The organism is Paraburkholderia acidisoli (genome assembly GCF_009789675.1).
GTDB lineage: Bacteria > Pseudomonadota > Gammaproteobacteria > Burkholderiales > Burkholderiaceae > Paraburkholderia > Paraburkholderia acidisoli.
In genome coordinates this window covers 88,159-111,165 of the sequence record NZ_CP046914.1, presented here as the reverse complement: position 1 = coordinate 111,165, position 23,007 = coordinate 88,159, and the positions used below count along the sequence as shown (strand labels likewise).

18 protein-coding genes are annotated in these 23,007 nt (G+C 67.1%); 4 read left to right on the top strand and 14 right to left on the bottom strand.

Annotation, left to right across the window (positions count from 1 at the left end; genetic code table 11):
- Positions 1-8: 8 nt before the first annotated feature.
- The 11 genes from mqo to FAZ98_RS14715 all read right to left on the bottom strand — a co-directional run bounded on the left by mqo (position 9) and on the right by FAZ98_RS14715 (position 13,516).
- Positions 9-1,505: a malate dehydrogenase (quinone) gene (gene mqo, locus FAZ98_RS14765; protein ID WP_158952079.1), complete on the bottom strand. Its 1,497-nt coding sequence runs from the start codon at positions 1,503-1,505 to the stop codon at positions 9-11.
- A 24-nt stretch (positions 1,506-1,529) separates the two neighbouring features.
- The gene (locus tag FAZ98_RS14760; protein ID WP_158952078.1) at positions 1,530-1,916 is read right to left on the bottom strand and encodes an AraC family ligand binding domain-containing protein; all 387 of its coding nucleotides are present in this window, start codon (positions 1,914-1,916) and stop codon (positions 1,530-1,532) included.
- A gap of 71 nt (positions 1,917-1,987) precedes the next feature.
- The gene (locus FAZ98_RS14755; RefSeq protein WP_158952077.1) at positions 1,988-3,391 is read right to left on the bottom strand and encodes an NAD-dependent succinate-semialdehyde dehydrogenase; all 1,404 of its coding nucleotides are present in this window, start codon (positions 3,389-3,391) and stop codon (positions 1,988-1,990) included.
- A gap of 281 nt (positions 3,392-3,672) precedes the next feature.
- Entirely contained in the window at positions 3,673-4,974 is a 1,302-nt protein-coding gene (locus FAZ98_RS14750; protein WP_158952076.1) for a cytochrome c, read from the bottom strand.
- 10 nt (positions 4,975-4,984) lie between these two features.
- A complete protein-coding gene (locus FAZ98_RS14745) occupies positions 4,985-7,225 on the bottom strand; it encodes a xanthine dehydrogenase family protein molybdopterin-binding subunit (RefSeq protein WP_158952075.1) in 2,241 nt (746 codons plus the stop codon).
- Position 7,226: 1 nt separating this feature from the next.
- Positions 7,227-7,682 (bottom strand): (2Fe-2S)-binding protein, encoded by a 456-nt coding sequence (locus FAZ98_RS14740; RefSeq protein ID WP_158952074.1) that lies wholly within the window; start codon positions 7,680-7,682, stop codon positions 7,227-7,229.
- 116 nt (positions 7,683-7,798) lie between these two features.
- Positions 7,799-8,749 carry an HlyD family efflux transporter periplasmic adaptor subunit gene (locus FAZ98_RS14735; RefSeq protein ID WP_158952073.1) on the bottom strand — a complete coding sequence of 317 codons (951 nt, stop codon included), beginning with the start codon at positions 8,747-8,749 and terminating at the stop codon, positions 7,799-7,801.
- 46 nt (positions 8,750-8,795) lie between these two features.
- Positions 8,796-8,999, bottom strand: coding sequence for a DUF1656 domain-containing protein (locus tag FAZ98_RS14730; protein WP_158952072.1), 204 nt, complete (start codon positions 8,997-8,999; stop codon positions 8,796-8,798).
- Complete coding sequence (locus FAZ98_RS14725) at positions 8,989-10,599, bottom strand: efflux transporter outer membrane subunit (RefSeq protein WP_158952071.1); 1,611 nt, start codon at positions 10,597-10,599, stop codon at positions 8,989-8,991. The genes FAZ98_RS14730 and FAZ98_RS14725 overlap by 11 nt, the downstream gene beginning before the upstream one ends.
- The gene (locus tag FAZ98_RS14720; RefSeq protein ID WP_158952070.1) at positions 10,596-12,764 is read right to left on the bottom strand and encodes an FUSC family protein; all 2,169 of its coding nucleotides are present in this window, start codon (positions 12,762-12,764) and stop codon (positions 10,596-10,598) included. The genes FAZ98_RS14725 and FAZ98_RS14720 overlap by 4 nt, the downstream gene beginning before the upstream one ends.
- Positions 12,765-12,988: 224 nt before the next feature.
- Positions 12,989-13,516, bottom strand: a complete 528-nt coding sequence (locus tag FAZ98_RS14715) for a DUF3331 domain-containing protein (protein WP_158952069.1) — start codon at positions 13,514-13,516, stop codon at positions 12,989-12,991.
- Positions 13,517-13,939: 423 nt separating this feature from the next.
- Between FAZ98_RS14715 and FAZ98_RS14710 the strand changes: the two genes are divergently transcribed.
- The 3 genes from FAZ98_RS14710 (at position 13,940) to FAZ98_RS14700 (ending at position 16,561) form a co-directional block, all read left to right on the top strand.
- Entirely contained in the window at positions 13,940-15,334 is a 1,395-nt protein-coding gene (locus FAZ98_RS14710; RefSeq protein ID WP_158952068.1) for a cytochrome ubiquinol oxidase subunit I, read from the top strand.
- A gap of 61 nt (positions 15,335-15,395) precedes the next feature.
- Positions 15,396-16,394 (top strand): cytochrome d ubiquinol oxidase subunit II, encoded by a 999-nt coding sequence (cydB, locus tag FAZ98_RS14705; protein WP_158952067.1) that lies wholly within the window; start codon positions 15,396-15,398, stop codon positions 16,392-16,394.
- Between the two features lie 23 nt (positions 16,395-16,417).
- Positions 16,418-16,561: a hypothetical protein gene (locus FAZ98_RS14700; RefSeq protein ID WP_158952066.1), complete on the top strand. Its 144-nt coding sequence runs from the start codon at positions 16,418-16,420 to the stop codon at positions 16,559-16,561.
- Positions 16,562-16,630: 69 nt separating this feature from the next.
- On the opposite strand, the gene FAZ98_RS14695 is transcribed toward FAZ98_RS14700, so the two are convergent.
- From FAZ98_RS14695 to FAZ98_RS14685, 3 genes are all read right to left on the bottom strand, one after another.
- On the bottom strand, positions 16,631-17,479 hold the full coding sequence (locus tag FAZ98_RS14695) for an oxidoreductase (protein WP_158952065.1): 849 nt from the start codon (positions 17,477-17,479) through the stop codon (positions 16,631-16,633).
- A gap of 182 nt (positions 17,480-17,661) precedes the next feature.
- On the bottom strand, positions 17,662-18,555 hold the full coding sequence (locus FAZ98_RS14690) for a LysR family transcriptional regulator (RefSeq protein WP_158952064.1): 894 nt from the start codon (positions 18,553-18,555) through the stop codon (positions 17,662-17,664).
- Between the two features lie 46 nt (positions 18,556-18,601).
- The gene (locus tag FAZ98_RS14685; RefSeq protein WP_158952063.1) at positions 18,602-19,582 is read right to left on the bottom strand and encodes an AraC family transcriptional regulator; all 981 of its coding nucleotides are present in this window, start codon (positions 19,580-19,582) and stop codon (positions 18,602-18,604) included.
- Positions 19,583-19,937: 355 nt separating this feature from the next.
- Here FAZ98_RS14685 and fdnG point away from each other — a divergent pair, with 355 nt between their 5' ends.
- On the top strand, positions 19,938-23,006 hold the full coding sequence (gene fdnG, locus FAZ98_RS14680) for a formate dehydrogenase-N subunit alpha (RefSeq protein ID WP_158952062.1): 3,069 nt from the start codon (positions 19,938-19,940) through the stop codon (positions 23,004-23,006).
- Position 23,007 lies beyond the last annotated feature (1 nt).

Below are 23,007 nucleotides of genomic sequence, written 5' to 3'. Positions count from 1 at the left end.
CACTCGCGTTAGACATTCCGCAGCCCCAGCACCGAAGCCGTCTCCACGCGCGTCGCGCGGCACGCTTCGGCGTCGGTTCTGAGGTCGATACCGTAAGTGGGCACGATGCGTTTGAGCGCCGGCAGCCAGCCCTCGGCGGTGAGCCGTTCGGCGAAGCACTGCTGCAGCAGCGCAATGGCGATGAATGCCGCCGTCGAAGCGCCCGGCGAGGCGCCGAGCAGCGCGACGATCGACCGGTCGGCCGAAGCGAGCAGTTGCGTGCCGAACTGCAGCGTGCCGCCGCCTTCGCCGTCGGGCTTGATGATCTGCACGCGCTGCCCCGCCACGGCTTCGCGCCAGTCCTCGCGCCGCGCCTGCGGGAAAAACGCCTGCAGCGTTTCGAACTGCTCGTGCGGCGTTTGCACGACCTGCCCCACGAGATACGTTTCGAGGTTGAAGTTATGCGCGGCAACGTCGAGCAACGGCCCGAGATTCGACACGCGCAGCGACTCGAACAGATCCAGATACGAGCCTTCCTTGAGAAACTTACTCGAAAAGCCCGCGTACGGACCGAACAGCAGCGAATGCTGGCCGTCCACCACGCGCATGTCCAGATGCGGCACCGACATGGGCGGCGAACCGTGCGCGGCCTTGCCGTAGACCTTCACGTGGTGACGTTGCGCAACGGCCGGGTTGTCGCAACGCAGCCAGCGCCCGCTGACCGGAAAGCCCGCATAGCCCTGCGCCTCGGGAATGCCCGACTTCTGCACGAGCGAGAGCGCCGCGCCACCCGCGCCGATGAACACGAACTTCGCGACGGTCTCGACCGTGGAGTCGGTTTCGGCGTCGTGCGCCACGATCCGCCAGCGGCCGTCGTCCTCGCGGCGCAGGTCGTGAACGTCGTGCCGATAGTGGATCTCCACGCACTGACGCGCGAGATGTTCGATCATCAGGTGCGTGAGCGTGCCGTAGTCCACGTCCGCGCCCGTGACCATGCGCGTGGCCGCGACCGGATGGCTGGACGGGCGGCCCTCCATCACGATGGGCGCCCACTGCGCGATCACTTCGGGATCCTCACTGTGCTCCATCTGCGCCCAGCAATGATGCGCCGACATCGCCGCGAAACGCTTGCGCAGAAACGCCACGTTGTCGTCGCCGACCACGAAGCTGATATGCGGGCACGCGCGAATGAACGCGGCGGGGTCGGCAATCGCGCCCTCCCGCACGAGGTAGGTCCAGAGTTGCCGCGACAGATCGAATTCGACGTTGACGTCGAGCGCTTTCGAAATGTCGATGGAACCGTCGGGCCGCTCCGTCGTGTAGTTCAATTCGCAATTCGCGGCGTGGCCGGTACCCGCATTGTTCCAGCCGTACGAGCTTTCCTGCGCGCAGTCTTCCAGCCGCTCGAAGATCGCGATGGACAACGCGGGATCGAGGCGATTGAGCAGCGTGCCGACCGTGGCGCCCATGATGCCGGCCCCGATCAGCGCCACGTCGACGTGGCGAACAGCGTCTTCCTGACTCATCGAAGGTCTCCTGAACACAGGCGATCACGCGCGCGGCGTAAAACCGGCTTCCATGCCGGCCGGCAAGATGACGTAGGCGCGCCGCCACGGTTCGTCGCCGATCAGCCGCCAGCGATGCCCGCTGCCCGTCGTGTCTTCGGCGAGCAGCACGTCGCCGGGGCGAATCACGAAGGTCTCGCCCTGCCGGGTGCGAAATTCGAGCGTGCCGCCCAGCGTGAGCACGAGCTGATGCGCGGGCGCGGTGTGCCAGTCCAGCGTGCCGCTCGGCAGCGTCTCGCGAAACGACACCGAAGCCGCGGCGAACGCTTGACCGATCGCGTCGCCTTCATGGCCGCCCGGCAGTGCCAGATAGCCCTCCTCGAATACCGAGGATTCCTGATTGTTGGTGCTGAGCCTGATACAGCGAATCATCGACCTGCTCCTTTGCGAGAGAACGTTCAGCCGCGACGGCAATGAAACGCACGCCGCGGCGCACACGCGGATCACGACACTTTCTTGACCCACACGCCCTGCGCGTTCACGAACTCGCGCAAGCCGAAGTGCGACAGTTCGCGGCCATAGCCGCTCTGCTTCACGCCGCCCACGGGCAAGCGCGGATTCGACGCGCTGAAGCCATTCACGAACACACCGCCCGTTTCGAGCCGCCGCGCGATCTCGCTCGCCCGCGCGAGATCCGAGGTCCACAGGTTGCCGCTCAGCCCGTAGTCGCTCAGGTTCGCGAGACGGATGGCGTCTTCGAGATCGTTGGCCACCGTCAACGCGGCCACGGGACCGAACACCTCCTCGTCGAAGGCGGCCATGCCGGGCGCCACGTCGCCGAGCACGGTCGGCTCGTAGAAGAAGCCCGGCCCGTCGACGTTCTTGCCGCCCAGCAGGGCCTTGGCGCCCGCCGCGAGCGTACGCACCACCTGGTCGTGCACGCCCGCGCGCAGGTCGTCGCGCGCGATCGGGCCAATGGTCGTGGCCGGGTCCAGCGGATCGCCCGCCTTGACGCGCGCCGCCGCGCTCACGTATTTGCGCGTGAATTCTTCCGCGATCGGCCGCTCGAGAATGAAGCGCTTCGCCGCGAGACACACTTGCCCGGCGTTCTGGAAGCGCGCTTCGATACCGACTTCCACCGCGCGGTCGATATCCGCGTCGGCGAGCACGATATAGGCGTCCGCGCCACCGAGTTCGAGCAGGCTCTTCTTGAGCGCCTTGCCCGCGATCGAGGCCACGGCCGAACCGGCCCGCATGCTGCCCGTGACCGTGACCGCCGCCGTGCGCGGATCCTGAATGACGCGCGCCACCATCTCGTTGCCCACGTGCAGCACGCCGACCACGCCCTTCGGAAAACCGCTCGCCTCGAACGCCTCCTGCAACGCGTACGCGCAACCCATGACGTTGGGCGCGTGCTTGAGGATGAAGCCGTTGCCCGAGAGCATGATCGGGCCCGCGGCGCGCATCACCTGCCAGAACGGGAAATTCCACGGCATCACGGCGAGCACCGTGCCGATCGGCAGAAACGACACATACACGCGGTCGCCGTTGTCCACCGGCGCGGGTTCGTCGGCGAGAATCGCGGGACCATGCTCGGCGATCCAGTCCACGGCCGAAGCGCACTTCTCCACTTCCGCGCGCGCCGCCACGAGGGTTTTGCCCATTTCGTGAGTGGCCAGCAGCGCGAGTGTTTCCAGCCGCTCGCGCAGCGTGGCGGCGAGGCGGCGATAACAGGCCACGCGCTCGCTCATCGGCGTGGCGCGCCAGGCTTTCGCGGCGGCCGCGTTCGCCGCCAGCATCTGCTCGACTTCATCGGGCGTCTGGAACGGCCAGGTCCTGATGATCTCGCCCGTTGCCGGGTTACGTGATACCGACGATTCCTGCAGTCCCGCCACGTCGCTCTTCATCGCTGCCTCCGGTGCATGAATGGATGGTCGCGCGTCGTTCGCGCGAGTCGGCGCATCGGTCACGCGGCGCGTGTCCGGTGCAAACCGTCCAGGTCATGGTACGTGCCGTGGCATGCGTGCGCTGTCGCGAACGCACCAGGATTTATCGAGGCGAACGGAAGCCTTGCGCGGCCGGCCGCCCAGTGGGGCGATCGGCCGCGCAAGGCGTGGCAGCGGCGTCATGAGACGCGCGGGAAACTCACTCGTGCCCAGCCACCGGCACGCGCTGGACTCACCGGCGGTTATTCGCCGGGTGGCGCTTTTGCCGCGAGCTTGCGGAGGTCGCCAACCGCTTTGGGCGACACCGCGGGCGCGCCGTTGCTCCAGCCCGCGCGAATGAACGTGAGCACGTCGGCGATCTGCTGATCGTCGAGCACGTCGGCGTAGCGCGGCATCGGGTACGGCGCGGGAATGCCGTCGATCACGATGTCCTCGGTGCCTTCCAGCGTCACGTGGATCAGCGACAACGGGTTCTTTTCGAGCACGTTCGGATTGCCCGCGAGCGGCGCGAGGAACGGCGCGAACGCCCGGCCGTCCGCGCCGTGGCAATGCATGCAGTAGGTCGCGTAGGTACGCGCGCCCGCATCGTTCGCGGGCCTCAGCAACGACACCTTCGTCGCCTTCGGATCGTAAGCGTAAGCGGTGGGCTCGGGATCGCCCGCCGCGGGCAGCGACTTGAGATAGCGCGCGATGGCCGCGAGATCGGCGTCGCTCATCCACTGCATGCTGTGATTGATCACGCTCGTCATGGACCCGAACGCGCTGGCATGCTGATTCGCGCCGGTCTTGAGGAACTGCGCGATGTCGGCTTCGCTCCAGCGGCCGAGCCCGGCGTTATGCGCGCCGCTCAGATTCGACGCGAACCAGTTGTCCACCGCCGCACCGGAAAGATACGCGCTGCCGGTTTCGTCGAGCGCCTTCTCCTGGAACGCCACGCCGCGCGGCGTATGGCACGAGCCGCAATGGCCGAGCCCCTGGATCAGATACGCGCCGCGATTCCACGCCACGTCCTGCTGCGGCTTGGGCCGATAGCTGCCCTTGTCGAGAAAGATCAGGTTCCAGAACTTGAGCGGCCAGCGCATGTTGAGCGGCCAGCGAATGTCGGACTCGCGATCGGGCTGCCGTATCGGCGCCACGCCGTGCATGAAATAGGCGTAGAGCGCGTGCACGTCTTCGTCGCTGACCTTCGCGTACGACGGATACGGCATGGCGGGATACAGATTGTGGCCGTCCTTCGCCACCCCTTCGCGCAACGCGCGCGCGAAATCGGCCTCGCTGTAGCGGCCGATACCGGTGTCCGGGTCGGGCGTGATATTGGTCGAATAGATCGCGCCCATCGGCGTCATCATCGGCAGGCCGCCCGCGAACGGTTTGCCGTGCGGCGCGGAATGACACGCCACGCAGTCGCCCGCTTTCGCGAGATAGTCGCCGCGCTGGATCAACGCGGCATCCTGCGCGCGCGCCAGCGGCGCCACGCCCAGTTGCGCGACCGCGACCACGGCGAGACCTTGCGCGAACCGCGAAATTTTCCGTGCGATTTTCATGGCCGGCTCCTCACACGGTTTGCAATTGATTGCCCACGGGCAAGCGGTACAAACGCTTGCCCGTGGCCGCAAAAATCGCATTGGCGATGGCGGGCATCGCGGCGGCCGTACCCGGTTCGCCGATCCCGCCCGGCGCCTCGCCGCTCTTGACGATATGCACGTCGATAGGCGGCGCCTCGTGAAAGCGCAGGATGCGGTAGTCGGTGAAATTGCTCTGCTGCACGCGGCCGCGCTCGATGGTGATCTCGCTGTAGAGCGCCGCCGTGATCGCGAAGATCACGCCGCCCTGCACCTGCGCCTCCACCGTGTTCGGATTCACCACCATGCCGCAATCGACGGCGCACACCACGCGGTCGATCTTCACCTCGCCGCGCTCCACGGTGACCTCGGCCACCATAGAAAAGAAGCTGCCGAACGCGTTCATGACCGAAACGCCGCGCCCCCGCCCTTTGGGCAACGCGCCGCCGCCCCAACCGGCCGCTTGCGCCGCCACGTTGAGCACCTGCAACGCGCGCGGCGACTTGCCGAGCAGATCGCGGCGATACTGCACCGGGTCGGCTTTCGCATGCGCCGCGAGTTCGTCGATAAAGCTTTCCACCACGAAGGTGCCGCGAGTGGGTCCCACGCCGCGCCAGAAGGCCGTGGGCACCGCGTTGGGCTCCTGGCGCACGTAATCGACGAGCTGGTTGGGCAGGTCGTACGGCAGCGAAGCGGCAACTTCCACGGCGTCCGGGTCCACGCCGTTCTTCACCGCGCCGGGCGCGAAACGCGCGAGGATCGACGACCCGACAATGCGATGCTGCCACGCGAGCGGCTTGCCGTTCGCGTCCAGCCCCGCCGAAATGCGGTCGTAGTAGCACGGCCGGTACATGTCGTGCTGAATGTCCTCCTCGCGCGTCCACATGACTTTCACGGGCACGCTCAGCTGCTTGCCCACCTTGAGCGCCTGGGTGATCGCGTCCACTTCGAGCCGCCGTCCGAAGCCGCCGCCGAGCAGATGGTTGTGCACCGTGATCTGTTCCGCCTTCAGGCCGGTCACTTTCACGCCCGCATCCACGGCGCGCGTGGGCACCTGCGTGCCCACCCAGATATCGCAGCCGTCGGGCCGCACGTGCACGGTGCAGTTGATCGGCTCCATGGTGGCGTGCGCGAGAAACGGCTGCTCGTACACGGCGTCCACGCGCGACTTCGCCGCGCCGAACGCGCGGTTCACGTCGCCGTCCTTGCGCGCCACCGCGCCGGCGCGTTGCGAGGCCGCCGCGAGATCGCGCGAAATGGTTTGCGTCGATACCGCGGCGCCCGCGCCTTCGTTCCAGACCACCTTCAGCGCGGCCGCGCCACGCTTCGCGGCCCAGGTGTGATCGCCGATCACGGCCACGCCGTTGTCGAACTGCACGACGCGCCGCACGCCGGGAATCTTGTTCGCATGCGTGGCGTCGACGCTCGCGACGGTGCCGCCGAACACCGGGCAATTGACGATGGCCGCGTAGACCATGTCGGGCAGGCGCACGTCGAAGCCGAACAGCGCGCTGCCGTCCACTTTCTCCGGCGAATCGAGCCGCTTGAACGCGGTGCCGATGATGCGAAAATCCTTCGGGTCCTTGAGCTTGACGTTTTGCGGCACGGGCAGTTTCGCGGCCGCTTCGATCAAGTCGCCGTACGCCGCGCGCCGCCCCGAATCCGCGTGAATCACCGCGCCGTTTTCCGCGTGGCACGACGCCGGGTCGACGCCCCACTGCAGCGCCGCCGCGCCCACGAGCAGCACGCGCGCCGTGGCGCCCGCGCGGCGCATGGGTTCCCACGCATAGCGGATGGAGGTGGAGCCGCCCGTCAATTGCCCGCCCAGCAGCGGGTCGCTAAACAGTTTTTCGTTGGGCGGCGCGTGGTCGACCGTCACGCTGGCGAGCGGCACTTCCAGTTCTTCGGCGATCAGCATGGGGATGGACGTGTAGACGCCCTGGCCCATTTCGACCTTCGGCACGATCAGCGTGACCTGGCCGCTCTTGTCGATCTGCACGAACGCGTTGGCTTCGAGCACGCCCGCCTGCGGCGTTTCCACGCCGTCGCCGCCGATCACCGACTTGCGCGCGTCGCCCTGGCTGCGCGCGGGCAGGCTGAAGCCGAGAATCAGCGCGCCGCCCGCCATGGCGGCCGCCGAAGCGCTGAACTGGAGGAAGGTGCGGCGGGTGAAGCGCGCGGCTTCGGCGTCGAGCGGCTTGCCGTTTTGCGCGTCGAGAAGTCCCTGGGACATGTCACGCCTCCTTCGCGGCCAGCTTCACCGCCGCGCGGATGCGATTGTAGGTGCCGCAGCGGCAGAGGTTGCCGGCCATGGCGGCGTCGATATCGGCATCGGTGGGATGTGGGTTCTCCGCGAGCAGCAAGGCCGCCTGCATCACCTGGCCCGACTGACAGTAGCCGCACTGCACGACGTCGAGCTCGCGCCACGCCGCCTGCACTTTCTGCCCGGCGGGCGTCGCGCCCACCGCTTCGATCGTCGTGATCGCGCGATTGCCCACGGCGCCGACGGGCAATACGCAGGAACGCACCGCCGCACCGTCGAGGTGCACCGTGCACGCGCCGCATTGCGCGATGCCGCAACCGAACTTGGTCCCCGTGAGACCCACCAGATCGCGCAGGACCCACAGCACCGGCATATCCGGCGGCGCGTCCACGTCGTGCATCTGACCGTTTACGTTGAGCGTGACCATCGTCACTCCTTACATGCGGCGAGCGTTAATGATTGCGGGGCTGCGGAACGGCTGCGCGCCGGTGCGCTCATCATAGTCGCATCCGCAACGGCGCGTCCTGCTGCGCGGCCGCCGCGCTATTTCGGCTTCAGCGTGATCGTGCAGGTCATGCCCATCGCCAGATGAATGCCGCGCGGCACGTTGTCGAGATGAATGCGCACGGGCACGCGCTGCGCGAGGCGCACCCACGTGAACACCGGATCGACGTTGGCGAGCAGGTCGTTCCCGCCGGTGGGATTGTCGCGATCGACGATCCCGCTCGCGATGCTGTCCACGTGCCCGCGCAGGTCCACGTCGCCGCCGAGCAGCCGCACCGTGGCGCGGTCGCCGACATGCACGCGCTGCACCTTGGTCTCCTCGAAATAGCCGTACACCCAGAACGAGCGCGAGTCGATCATGGCCATGCGCGCGACGCCCGCGCCGACGAAATCGCCGGGATAGAGGTTGAGGTTCGTGATGTAGCCGTCGGTGGGCGCGCGCACCTCGCTTCTCACGCGGTCGAGTTGCGCGGTCTCCTTGCGCACGAGCGCGGCTTGCAGGTTCGCCTGCGCGGCGGCATAGGCCGCGCGTGCCGCTTCCAGCGCGGCGCGCGATTGCTGCGACTGCAGACCGTAGTCGGAGCGCGCTTCCTCCGACACCACGTCCTGCGAGAGCTTCTCGCGGCGCGCGGCCTGGTCGGCGCGCATGCGCGCCTCGAAACGATTGGCGTCCATGGCCGCCTGGGCCTGCTGCATTTGCGCCTGCGCGCGCGCCACGTCGGCGTCGGCCTGCTGCACCGCGTAGACGAAGCGGTCCGGGTCGATCACGTAGAGCACGTCGCCCTTGCGCACCCACTGGTTGTCCTTCACGCGCACGTCCTTCACGAGGCCGGACACGTCGGTCGAGAGATTGATGACGTTCGCGCGCACGCGGCCGTCGCGCGTCCACGGCGCATACATGTAGCGCTCCCAGATCGCCCACATCAGCACAAGTGCGACGAGCAGCGTAACGAGCGTGACGGCCACGCGTATGAGCGACTGCCTGTTCATCTGGCATCCCGGTGAATGGCCGCCCCGCCGGGCGGATCGATGACGTTCATGCTGGCTGGACGATGAGCGCTGCCCCGCAGAACAGCGCGATGAACAAGGCAACCCGAAACAGCCCCGGATGCCACGCGAGCCGGTACACGCCCGCGCTCGCGAGGAACAGGTCGAGCGCGACGAACACCGCGACGCTCGCCGCCAGCACCACGAGCAATAGCGGCGCGAAAAAACCGAACAGGTCGATTTCAACGGGCATCCTGGGCTCCTGCGGTGGCTTGCAGGCGCGCGGCGGAGCGAGCCGCGTCGTCCGCCGCGCTCGCGCTCATGCGCGCGACCGATCCAGCGACCGAACCCACGCCCGAACCCGCGCCAGCATTCGCAGCGACACCCGCACCGTCGTCAGCACCGAGGTCCGCGCCGCCGCCGAGATCGCGCATCAGCAGCACCCAGGCGTCGGCGCGTTGCCCGCGAATCTGCGCCAGTTCGAGCGTCTGTTGCAGCACCACCTTTTGCGCGACCAGCACGTCGAGATAGTCCGTGATGCCGCCGCCGTAGCCCTGATTCGCCAGCTCGTAGGCGCGCTGCGCCGCCGCCACCGCGGCCTGCGCCGTCTGCTCCTGCGCGCCCAGCGATTGCAGCGACGTGACCTGCTGCGTGATCCCTTGCATCGCCGCGAGGACGGTGTCGTTGTAACGCAGCACCGCGTCGTCGTATTCGGCCGTGGCGACGCCGTAGTTGCCGCGCCTGCGCCCCGCGTCGAAGATCGGCAGCGAAGCCGCCACGCCCACGCCGTGCCCGACCGCGTCGCTGTTGACGAAGTTGAAGAAACCGCCGAACGGCACGAGCGACGCCAGCGACGCGCTCGCGACGAGGTCGATGTTCGGATAGAAGTCGGCGTGCACCGCGTCGGCCTTGCGCGCGGCTTCCAGCACGCGCCAGCGCTGCGCGACCACGTCGGCGCGATGGCCGACGAGTTCGGCGGGAATGGCGCTCGGCAGCGCCACAGCCGCGTTGCGCGGCAACACGGGGCGCGTGAGCGTGTCGCCGAAACCGGGCCCCGCGCCAACGAGATACGCGAGTTGCAGGCGCGCCACGGCGATGGCTTGACGCGCGCGCGCGATGTCGGTGCGGCCCGCTTCGAACTGCGTGCGCGCCTGGTAAGCGTCGATATCGCCGCTGATGCCCGCGCGCCGCCGCGCCGTGGCGATGTCGATATTGCGGCGCTCGTCGTCGTTGATCGACGTGTAGAGATCGAGCAGCGCGTATTGCAGCGCGAGGCCGGTATAGGTGCGCGCGACGGCCGCTTCGAGTTCGACTTTCGCGAACTGGGCGTCGGCCACGCTCGCGCGCACGTGATTCAGCGCGCCGCGTTCGAGCGCGCGGTTCTTGCCCCACAGGTCCAGGTCGTAGGACAGCGTGAGCGCCGCCGAATTGGCCCACACGGTCGTGCCGCCGGGCGGCGCGGGCGTGGCGTAGCGCGGAAAGCGTTCACGCTCGAATTGCGCGCCGCCGTTCACCTCGGGCAAGGTGTCGGCGTGAAGCGCGCGCGCCTGCCAGATCGCCGCCGTCACACGCGAACGCACGATATCCAGCGTCGGGCTGTTGGCGGTCGCGCGCGTCATCAGGGCGTCCAGCTGCGGATCTTGCCACGCTTGCCACCACGCCTCGGCCGGCCACTTCGCGTCGTTCGTCGCGTCGCGTAACGCCTGGCCCGCGTCGATCGATGTCGGGTCGATCAACGCCGCCTCGGGCTTGATCCCCGCCCCGCTGATGCAGCCCGCGAGCAACGCCGCCAGCGCGCACGGCACGAGCGTCACGCGCAACGCGGCGCAGGTCTGGCCAGCGGGCGCGTTCATGACGGAGTGGCGCCGCGCGCGGCGGCCGCGGGCAGCAGGTCGCCCAACGCGGCCCACGTGGACCACAGGCGCGCCCGCAGGCGAAAACGCTGACGCTGCGCGGGCGACGCGGTATCTGACGCCGCGCCGTTCGCGCTGTCTTCCGCCTCCAGTGCGGCCACCGCGCGCAGCGTCGCCGCGCGCGCGGCATCGAGCGTCGCGTCGTTGGGGTGTTGCGCGAGCGCCGCGAGCGCGGCGAGCCACGGCGGTTGCGCGGCGTGCCACGCGGGCGGCAAGGCGTTCGCCTCGTCGCCGTCGGTCGTGCGCACCCGCACGACCGTATCGACGATACCCAGTTGCGCGAACGTCGCCCGCGTCGCTGGCGCGCCCGCGCCCTTGAGCCCCTGCAGCACGGTCGCGAGACGCATCACGAGATCGCGCATGGACAGATCGATCTGCGCGGCGTCGTCCGTATCGAGCGTGTCGCGCGCGGCGTGCAGCATCACGCCGCGAATGCGTTGCGCGTAACGCTTGACGAGCCACTCGGCCTCGCGCGGAATCACCAGCGAGAACGCCACCGCCGCCGCGCCGATGCCGATCAGCAGCGCGAAACCGCGATCCAGAATATAGGGCGGGTTATAGGTTGCGAGGTTGGTCGGCGTGAGGATGTAGCACAGGTAGATATTGAAGGTGGCGCCCAGAATCGCCATGCCGGGCAGCGTGTTGACGTAGCTGCCCAGAAACACAAAAATCCCCAGGCACAGCGCCAGCAAGGTGACGTCGCCGAAGCCCGGCATCAGCACGAAGTTGACGACAAAGCCCACGACGCACGCGAACAGGCAGCCCACGAACGCCTGCCAGCTCGCCGCCGCGGGCGTGGGGTTGATCGAAAAGAATCCGCTCGTGATGCCCGCGCCGAGCACCGCGCTGAAGCCGTTGTCCCAGCCCGAGGCGAACCACGCCGCGCCCACCACGATCACCGAGACCGTGGCGCGCAAACCGGAAATCGCGGCTTCGGCGCCATCCGCGCGAAAGCTCGCGCTGCGCATGAACGCGATGGCATGCAGCACGGAGCGCGTGAGCCGGATCCGCGGCGGCCCGAAGGTCGCCGAGCACGCGCCGCAGAACTCCGTGAGCGACGAGACCGTCGACCAGGCCTCGGCCCCGACGATCGCGGCCACGGGCACCGTTTGGGTATCGTGCGACGGCGGCGTCAGTGCATTCACTTCGGCGGGCAAGGTGGCTTCGAGCGCCGCCAAACGCCCGCGCAGCGCCGCGATATCGCCGCCGGGCGGCATGCCCTGCTGCGCCCCGGCGAGCGCATGAACCGGCGCGAGCTGCGCGCACAGCGCCTGCGCCTGCTCTCGCGTGGCGTCGTCGGCTCGCAGGGCGCGTTGGCGCGCGCGATGCAGCGCGTAGATGCGCGTGGCCGCATGCAGGAAGCTGCGGTCGAGTTCCATCAGCGCTTCGTTGCGCAGGCGCATTTCCGGGTCTTCGAACACCGCGGCCGTGCGCAGATCCTCGAGCGCCGCGCCGCTTCTCACGAGCGCCAGATAGCTGGCCTCGGAGAGCGCGGCGGCGTCGCCTTGCGCGGCTTCGCGCAAGGCGTTCAACAACGCGGCCAGCGCCGATTGCCGCCAGCGCAGCAGCGCGGGCACGACCTTGCCGGGAAAGACCAGCGCGCTCACGAGACTGCCCATCGCCACGCCCACGACCACTTCGCTCGTCGTATAGATGACGTTGTGGATGGCGTCATAGGGCATGCGCCATTCGGGCACCGAAGTAATGCACGCCGCGTAGCCCGACAGCACGAACCCGTACGACTGCACGTTCTTGTAGTACGACGAGCCCGCGACGAACAGCCCGATCCAGATCGACAGGCCGACGATGAAGAACGCCGGCGCCTGCGCGAACAGGGCAATGAGCGTGAGACCGGCGATGCAGCCCACCACGAGACCGAGCGTGCGATAAAACGACCGCGCGATGACCATGCCGCTCTGTTGCGCGAGCATCACGATCACCGCCGAGACCATTGCGGTGCTCGGCGAGCGCAGCTCGATGCGCATGCACACCAGCATGCTGAGCACGATGGCGAGCGCAGCCTTCCACGCGTGCAATAGACGGGGGAAATCGTCGTGGCGATACACGGCGAAGTCGTCCCGCAGGCTGCTCAAGAGCTGGCTCATCTCTGTCGACCTCGGCTCGTCACGCGCTGGTTTGGCGAGGCCGCTGGCGTTCCCGCGATCGACCTCGTCCCGGATGGTATCGCCGCCCTGGGCGGCGCGTTATCCATAACGCACGGCAAATGGCGGCGTCGAACTGGCATTCCCCTTCCGATCGACATGAATCCGCGCGAATCCGTGCTCATCCACCGGCATCGGCGCGATCCGGCGCATCGGCGTCGCGCCCGCTATCGCGGCGTGCCGTCTCGCACCACGGAAAGCAGCATCACCAGCGTGGGTGCGCGCACGCCCAGGGTGCCGCGCGCGAGCATGCGGCTGTCGCCGAGGGTCGTGCGGATCGGCGCTTCCTGCAGCGACGCGCCCGGCATCACGGCTTCGATCGCGCGGGCGAGCACCATGGCGTTGACGTTGCGCGGCGCGGGCCGCGTGGGACGCGGCCGGAAGATCTCGTCGCCCGGGGCAATGGCCGCGCCGCTCAGAGCGCAGCGGCCGGCCACGCGTGCCCGGGCCGCGACCCACAACTGCTCGCGGTAGCAGCATCGCGTCGAATCGCGCCAGTCGAGCGTCACGGTCGAACTCGTGGGCCGGTCGATGATGCGCACGATGGGCTCGCATTTCGGCGTGCTGCTTTCCGCGAAGGCGCGCGGCTTCGCACACTCGAAGCTTTCGCTCTTCCGCGGCCGCGCGGCCTCGGGCATGCTCAGCAGACTGAGCGTCTGAATCCACGGGTCGACGAGAGAGGGATTGGCCAGCATCTTCGACTCCTTCGCTGTGTACGTTCAGGTCGACGGACCGCGCGCCACGTGCTCCCGCGCCCCCGGTTCGCCGCTTTCGTTACCGCAACATGGCTGCACGATAACGCGCCTCGCGCGGCGAAACGAGCCCTACCATGGGTTGGATCGCACCGCAGAACAATGCCGGGACTTATACCTTCGTTTAATTCGCGCGGCTCGCCCGCCCGCTGCGCCGCCGGCCCCGCCATGCCTCGCAGCGCCTCGCGCGGCGAGCCAACCTATACCGCGGTATAGGCCACGCAGCGTCGCGCGGCACGTTCCGATACCGAGGTGCTATTTCCCGAGGCGGGAGCGCCGCGCTAGTGTGCGGTTACGGAATCGTCAAACCAGGGCGCACGAGCCAGCACGTGTCGATCGCTGCGCGCGCCTGCCACCAGGGTGATCATGATGGACGCCAGCGCGCTCGATCTATCGCGGATTCAGTTTGCGGTCACGGTTTCGTTTCACATCATGTTTCCCGCGCTCAGCATCGGGCTCGCCAGTTTCCTCGCGGTGCTCGAAGGCTGCTACCTCTACACCGGCAAGCCGCATTACAAGGAACTGTGCCTCTACTGGTCGAAGATCTTCGCCGTGGGCTTCGGCATGGGCGTCGTGTCGGGCGTCGTCATGGCCTATCAGTTCGGCACCAACTGGGCGGGCTTCTCGCGTTTCGCGGGGCCGATCACCGGGCCGCTGCTCACCTATGAAGTGATGACCGCGTTCTTTCTCGAAGCCGGTTTTCTCGGCGTGATGCTGTTCGGCTGGGACAAGGTCGGCCGCAAGGCGCATTTCGCGGCCACGGTGCTGGTGGCCGTCGGCACGCTGATCTCCACGTTCTGGATTCTGTCGTCCAACAGCTGGATGCAAACGCCGCAGGGCTTCATCGTGCAGAACGGGCACGTCGTGCCGGTGGACTGGCTCGCGGTGATCTTCAACCCGTCGTTTCCGTACCGGCTCGCGCACATGACCATGGCGGCGTTCATCGTGGCGGCGCTGATCGTCGCGGCAACGGGCGGCTGGCACCTGCTGCACGGCCGCCGCGATCCGGAAGTCAAAACCATGTATTCGATGGCGCTCTGGCTGCTGCTCGTGCTCGCGCCCGTTCAGGCCTTCGTGGGCGACCAGCACGGCTTGAACACGCGCCGCTATCAGCCCGCGAAAATCGCCGCGATCGAAGGGCTCTGGGAAACCGAAAAAGGCGGCACCGCGCTCAATCTGATTGGCTTTCCCGACATGAATGCGGAACAAACGCGCTACGCCATCCAGATTCCGCATCTGGGCAGCCTGATCCTCACGCATAGCTGGAACGGAGAGATTCGGGGCCTCAAGGAATTCCCCAAGGAAGACCGGCCCAATTCGTCGCTGATCTTCTGGACTTTTCGCATCATGGCGGGGCTCGGCGTGCTGATGATCCTCACCGCCATCGTGGGCGCGCTCCTGCGCCGCGGCGGCAAGCTGTTCGAATTCCGGCCGTATCAGTGGTTCACCGTGCTGATGGGACCGGCCGGCATCGTCTCGCTGATCGCGGGCTGGATCACCACCGAAGCGGGCCGCCAGCCCTGGGTCGTGTACGGCGTGCTCCGCACCCGCGACGCCGTCTCGCCGGTGACCTCGCAGAGCGCGGGCGTTTCGCTGCTGATCTTCGTGATGGTCTATTGCCTCGTGTTCGGCACGGGCATTTACTACATCCTCAAACTCATCCGGACCGGCCCCGGCCAGGCCGGCGAACGCGCCGCCGCGCCGGTCGCGCCCGAACCTTCCGAGGCGTCGGGGCGGCGCCCGCTCGCGGCGGTCGAATAAGCACGCTCAACCCCGCCTCGATCGAATCGCGAACGAGTCTCGCAGGCCACTGGAGAATGCCATGGACGTTACCGTGATATGGGCCGCCATCATCGCGCTCGGTCTTTTCATGTACATCGTGCTCGACGGTTTCGACCTCGGCGTGGGCATGATTTTCCCGTTCTTTCCCGACGAAGCCGAACGCGACATGATGATGCACAGCATCGCGCCCGTCTGGGACGGCAACGAAACCTGGCTCGTGCTCGGCGGCGCCGCGTTGTTCGCGGCCTTTCCGCTGGTGTATTCGACCGTGCTTTCCGCGCTGTATCTGCCGATCGTGTTCATGCTCGTCTGCCTGATCTTTCGCGGCGTGTCGTTCGAAATACGCGGCAAGGCCAATCGCACCAAAAATCTCTGGAATCTCGCGTTCATTTGCGGCTCGGCGGGCGCGGCCTTCTTTCAGGGCGTGATACTCGGCGCGTATCTGCACGGCATTCCCGTGAAAGACGGCGCATTCGCCGGCGATCCGTTCTTCTGGGTCACGCCATTCAGCTTTTTCACCGGCATGGGCCTGATGGTGACCTACGCCTTGCAGGGCGCGACCTATCTCGTCATGAAAATGGACGGCGATATTCAGGCGCGCCTGCACGATCTCGTGTGGCCGCTCACGCTCACCCTGCTCGGTTTCATGATCGCCGTGAGCATCTGGACACCGCTCACCGACGCGCAAGTGGCCTCGCGCTGGTTCGAATCGGCGTTCCGCTACCGGCTGTATCCGGTCCCGCTGCTGGTCGCGCTGGCCGCCGCGCTCATGTATCGCGCGGTCAAGCGCAATCTCGACGTCGCGCCGTTCGTGTTCTGCAACGTGCTCGTTCTGCTCGGCTATATCGGCCTGCTCATCAGCATCTGGCCGTATGCGATTCCCAATAGCGTGACGCTGTGGGACGCCGCTTCGCCGCATACGAGCCAGGTGTTCGCACTGGTGGGCGCGGTCGTGATCATCCCCGTCATCGTCGTCTATACGACGGCCGGCTACTGGGTCTTTCGCGGCAAGGTCGCGCCCGGCAGCCAATACCACTAGCCTCGCTCGCAAGGAGCTTCGTCATGTCCAAACTCACGCCCGAGCCCGAACTCACTTTCAGCAAGCGCATGACGTGGTTCGTCATGCTCTGGCTGCTGGGTTTCGCGGGCACCATGCTGCTCGCCATGCCCTTTCATTTTCTGGTGCGCGCGGCCATGGCGCATTGACTACGCCACTGGACCACGCGCGTCGATAACTGGCTCGCACGACTTCGCGAGCCGGTTATCGAGCGGACCTTACTGGCTCTCGAAGTCCGCCGAAACGCTCAGGTCGCGCAGGCTTTCAATCTCACTGGCAAGCGTGTGCAGATAGTCGACGACCGTCGTGTAGCCCCACGCGCCCAGCACGAGATGGCGCGGCGCCTCGGCATTGCGGGCAATCGCGATCATGGCTTCGCCCGCGCGCACCGGGTCGCCGGGCTGCGTGCCGCTCGTCGCTTTCGTGCCCGTGTGGCGCTTGCCCGCGGTCTCGGCGTAATCGGCGATCTGCGTGAGGGTCTGGCGCAGCGAGCGGCCGGCCCAGTCCGTGCGGAACGGGCCGGGCTCCACGCAAGTCACGCCGATACCGAGCGGCTGGAGTTCCGCGCGCAGCGAATCCGACCAGCCTTCCACCGCGTGCTTGGAAGCCGCGTAGTACCCCGAGCCCGGAAAGCCGATCAGCCCCGCCACCGAACTCACGTTGAGGATATTGCCGCTGCGCTGCGCGCGCATGAGCGGCAGCACGGCGCGCGTCATGGCGAACAGGCCGAACACGTTGGCGTCGAACTGGGCGCGAATCTCCGCGTCCACGCCTTCTTCGGCGGTGCTTTGATAGCCGTAGCCCGCGTTGTTCACGAGCACGTCGATACGGCCGAACGTGTCGCGCGCGGCGGCCACCGCGGCGTCGATCTGATCCTGCCGCGTGACGTCGAGCGACAGCGCGAGCGCGCGGTCTTCGGCGCCGCGCACGATATCGGCGACGCTCGACGCATCGCGCGCGGTCACGACGGCGCGCCAGCCGCGCGCCACGATCTGTTGCGCGAGCGCGCGGCCGAGGCCGGTGGAACAACCGGTGATGAACCAGACGGGGGTCGATGTCGATGTCATGAGATGTCCTTTCAAAGTGCGTGAGCCTGCATTCAGGCGGCGCTCGCAGTGTAGGCTCGTGTCATGCGCGGAAAAAGCCGCACAATGAGAAAGGCCCGTGCGACGTATTTTGATAATCCCCGGCGCCATCTCGCGCGGGTTATCGCGCTTGTGTTCCGCTTTTGTCCGGATCGCGTCCCGCGTCAGGTCAGCCGCTCGCGCACGAAGTCGATGAACGCGCGCAGCTTGCGCGGCATGCCGTTGGGATTGTAGTAGTACAGATAAAGCGCGCCGGCGGGCACCCATTCGTCCAGCACGCTGACGAGCTGGCCGCTCTCGAGATACGGCGCGGCGAGACGGCGCTGGATATAGCTGAAGCCGAGGCCGTCGAGCGCCGCGTGCAACAGCAGATCGTTGTCGTTGGTCGCCACGCGCCCCGTGACCGCAATGCTGATCTTCTCGTCGCCCTTCTGGAACTCCCAGCGGTACAGCGCGTTCGTATCCGCGCTGCGGTAGTTGGTGCATGCATGCTGGAGCAGGTCGCGCGGATGCGCGGGCAACGCTTTGCCCGCGAGATACGCGGGCGAGGCCACGATGCAAAAGCGCATGTTCTCGACGATCGGGATCGCCACCATGTCCTGCGCGAGCACGTTGTCGTAACGAATGCCCGCGTCGTAGCCCTTGCTCGCGATATCCACGAGACTGTTGTCGGAGATCACCTCGAGTTTCATGTCGGGGTGCGCCTGCAAGAACGCCTGAAGCACGGGCACGACAACGAGCGGAATGGCCGAGCGCAGCACGTTCAGCCGCAGCGTACCCGTGGCTCCGCTCGCGGCTTTGCCCACTTCGCTGAACGCGAGGTCCAGTTCCTCCATCAACGGCCGGATGCGGTTGAGAAAGGCGCTGCCCGCCTCGGTCAGGCTCACGCTGCGCGTAGTGCGGTTGAACAGCCGGGTGCCCAGTTGCTCCTCGAGCCGCCGGATGGTGTAGCTCGCCACCGAGTTGGACACGCCCGCGGCCTGCGCGGCGGCGCTGAAACTCTGCGCCTCGGCCACGCGGGCGAACAAGGTCAGCGCGGAAAGATCGGAAACGTTCATGGCCTGGCACCGGGCAAAAAGTGCACAACGATACGCCAGAACGCCGTCAGTTGGCGGCCAGACCGCCGCCCGACACGCCTTGTTTGCCGCGCCAGCGGTGCGGCGTATCGTCGACGTGACGGCGAAACACCGAGGTGAAATGCGCCTGGGTGCGAAAGCCCACGCTGAAGGCGATGTCGGCCACCGTGGAGGTCGTGGTGGCGAGCAGCAGTTGCGCATGCTCGATGCGCCGCCGCAGCACGAAGGTATGCGGCGAGCTGCCGGTGGCCGCCCGAAAGCGCGCCGCGAAATGCATGGGCGACAGGCCGACCGCCGCGCCCAGCTCCGCGAGCGTCAGGTTCTGGTCGATCCGTTCGTCGATGAAGTCGATGGCCATTTTCACGCGCCACGCCTCGAGCGGCGAAACCGACGGCGCGCGCACGGGCTTCACCGCGAAGCGCGCCACCACCACCTCCAGCAGCCGCGCGATGATCGACAGCGTGATGCCGTCGGCGTAGATCGAGCGCGCCGAGGTCTGGCTGCCGAACGCGCGCAGCAGCGTGTCCGTGAGCTTGCCGATCACGCCGTCGCGCAGATACAGCGCCGCGCCGGGCAGCGCGGTCAACGCCGGGTCGTGCGCGCCGTCGAGCCAGCCCGCCAGCAGGCTTTCGGGCACGCTCACGTGCAGAAAGTCGGCGGGCGTGTGGGACATCGCGTGCACGGCGCAGGCCGGCGGCACGAGCAGCGCGCCGCCGCGGTCGATCACGCCGTCGTACACGAGCGTCTCGCCCGCCTTCAGCGTGAGCAGCGACTGCCGCAGACACAGCGTGACCAGCGCGCTCTTCGTGCCGCTGACCGTGTGCCATGCCTCGGGTTGTCCGCTGGTCCAGCGCGACACCACGAGGCGTTCCTCGGCCGCGTCGTCCGCGGTGCGGCTCGGGTCGTCGAGGCCCGCGTGCTGCAACACGATGCTGTCCGCCGAGGGTTGCGCCGAGGGTTGCGCCGCCGCCGGCGCGGTGAATCGATCCGTGCAAACTGACTCAATCATGGCTCATCCCCAAACTCCGTTCGCGCTCCATTGCGCCACGTGACCCGAGGTGGTCGCGCACGGCGAAGCATTGCCCTCGCCGGCGTCACGTCGGGGCGGATCCGATGTCCTGCCGCCACGATATCGTCGAACGTGCAAGGCCGAAAGCCTACAGCGGTATGGTCGTGCGGCCGGGAACGCTGCCCTGACTAAACCAAGGTATAGGTCGCGCGCGCAACACTCGCGGCGGGCGATATCGACAAACCGGGCGCCCTTGCAACACAGCGCGCGCGAAAGTACTCACCATGGCCGTCACATCGGGAATTGCGCGGCTGCGTGGTGAATGCGGCCGGGCAGCCACGCGCAGGGAGCATTCATGGATCGTTTGACACGGCGCCAGTTTCTCAAGCTGTCGGGCGCGGCGCTCGCGAGTTCGAGTCTCGCGCTGCTGGGCTTCTCGCCGGAGGACGCCCTCGCGGAAGTCCGGCAATACAAGCTCAGCCGCACCACGGAAGTGCGCAACACCTGCACGTATTGCTCGGTGGGATGCGGGATCCTGATGTACGTGCTCGGCGACAACGCCAAGAATGCCAAAGGCAGCATCATCCATATCGAAGGCGACCCCGATCACCCCGTGAATCGCGGCACGCTCTGCCCGAAGGGCGCGAGCCTGCTGGACATCGTGCATAGCGAGGCGCGGCTCAAGGTGCCGCAGTATCGCGCGCCCGGATCGGACCATTGGGTCGAGATCTCGTGGGACGACGCCTTCACGCGTATCGCGAACCGCTTGAAAGCCGATCGCGACGCGCACTTCCAGTCGCGCACCGCCGACGGCAAGACGGTGAACCGTTGGACCACCACGGGCTTTCTCGCGGCCTCGGCGGCCAGCAACGAGGCGGGCTATCTCACGCACAAGGTGGTGCGCAGTCTCGGCATGCTGGCGTTCGACAACCAGGCGCGTGTCTGACACGGCCCGACGGTGGCAGGTCTTGCCCCGACGTTTGGCCGCGGTTCGATGACGAATCACTGGGTCGACATTCGCAACGCCGACGTCATTCTCGTGATGGGCGGCAACGCGGCCGAAGCGCACCCTTGCGGCTTCAAATGGGTCACGGAAGCCAAGGCGCACCGCGGCGCGCGTCTGATCGTGGTCGATCCGCGTTACACGCGCACGGCCTCCGTGGCCGACTATTACGCGCCGATCCGCACCGGCACCGACATCGCGTTTCTCGGCGGCGTGATTCATCACCTGCTCTCGAACGATACGATCCAGCACGAGTACGTGCGCAATTACACCGACTTCGCGTTCATCGTGCGCGAGGACTTTGCCTTCGAGGACGGTTTGTATTCCGGCTACGACAGCGCCGCGCGCCGCTACGACAAGCACACGTGGGACTACGAGCTGGGCGAGGACGGCTACGTGAAGACCGACCCGTCGCTCGCGCATCCGCGCTGCGTGTATCAGCTGATGAAAGCCCACTACGCGCGCTATACGCCGGAGATGGTGGAACGCGTCTGCGGCACGCCGAAGGCGAAGTTCCTCGAAGTCTGCGCCATGCTCGCCAGTACGGCGGTTCCCCATCGCGCGGGCACGCTGCTCTACGCGCTCGGCTGGACGCACCACTCCATCGGCGCGCAGATCATCCGCACGGGCGCGATGGTGCAACTGTTGCTGGGCAATATCGGCATTTCCGGCGGCGGCGTGAACGCGTTGCGCGGCCACTCCAACATCCAGGGCTTGACCGATCTCGGCCTGCTGAGCGAAATGCTGCCGGGCTACATGACCTTGCCGACCGAGGCCGACCAGGACTACGACGACTACCTGCGCCGCCACACGCTCAAGCCGCTGCGCCCCGATCAGCTCAGCTACTACCAGCACTATCCGGCGTTCTTCGTGAGCATGATGAAGTCGTGGTGGGGCGACGCGGCCACCGCGCAGAATCACTGGGCGTACGACTATCTGCCCAAGCCGGACAAGACCTACGACGTGATCCAGAACGTCGAGCTGATGACGCAAGGCAAGATGACCGGCTATGTGTGCCAGGGCTTCAACATGATCGCCTCGGCGCCCGACAAGGCCAAGGTCTTCGACGGTCTCTGCAAGCTGAAATGGCTCGTGATCATGGACCCGCTGGCCACGGAAACCTCGGAGTTCTGGAAGGATTTCGGCGATGTCCATCATGCCGACTCCGCGAAGATCCAGACCGAAGTGTTCCGGCTTCCCACGACCTGCTTCGCCGAGGAAAACGGTTCCGTGGTGAGTTCGTCGCGGGTGCTGCAATGGCACTGGAAAGGCGCCGAGCCGCCCGGCTCCGCGCTCGGCGACGCCGAGATCATGGCGAACATCTTCCTGCGTCTGCGTGAAAAGTATCGCCACGAAGGCGGCGCCTTTCCCGACCCGATCCTCAACCTCCAGTGGAACTACGACAACCCGCTGAGCCCGACGCCCGAAGAACTGGCGAAGGAATACAACGGCACGGCGCTCGCCGATCTCGCGGGTTCCGCCGAAGCCGGCAAGGCACCGCTCAAGGCGGGGCAGCAGCTATCGAGCTTCGCGCAGCTGCGCGACGACGGCAGCACGGCCAGCGGCTGCTGGATCTTCTGCGGCGCGTGGACCGAGCAAGGCAACATGATGGCGCGGCGCGACAACGACGACCCCACCGGCATCGGCCAGTCGCTCGGCTGGGCGTGGGCGTGGCCCGAGAACCGGCGCATTCTCTACAATCGCGCGTCGTGCGACGTCGAAGGCGTGCCGTTCGACCCCACGCGCAAGGTGATTGCGTGGAACGGCCGCCAGTGGAGCGGCGCCGATATCGCCGACTACCCGAGCGACGAAGCGCCCGCGCGCGGCATGGGACCGTTCATCATGAACCCCGAAGGCGTCGCGCGTTTCTTCGCGCGCGGCCTGATGAACGAAGGACCGTTTCCGGAGCACTACGAGCCGTTCGAAACGCCGCTCGGCATCAATCCGTTTCATCCGCAACGGCCCGAGGTCACCAACAATCCGGCCGCGCGCGTGTTCGACTCGGATCGCGCGAACTTCGGCAGCGCCGCCGAGTATCCGCACACGGCCACCACCTACCGGCTCACCGAGCACTTCCACTTCTGGACCAAACATGCGCGGCTGAACGCGATCGTCCAGCCGCAGCAGTTCGTGGAGATCAGCGAGGAACTGGCCGCCGAGATCGGCGTGGTCGCGGGCGACCGCGTGCGGGTGTCGTCGAAGCGCGGCTACATCCTGGCCGTGGCGGTCGTCACCAAGCGCATCCGGCCGCTGCTCGTGGACGGCAAACGGGTGCATACCGTGGGCGTGCCGCTGCACTGGGGCTACAAGGGTCTCGCCAAGCCGGGCTATCTGGCGAATACGCTCACGCCTTCGGTGGGCGACGCGAACACGCAGACGCCCGAATTCAAGTCGTTTCTCGTCAAGGTCGAAAAGGCCTGAG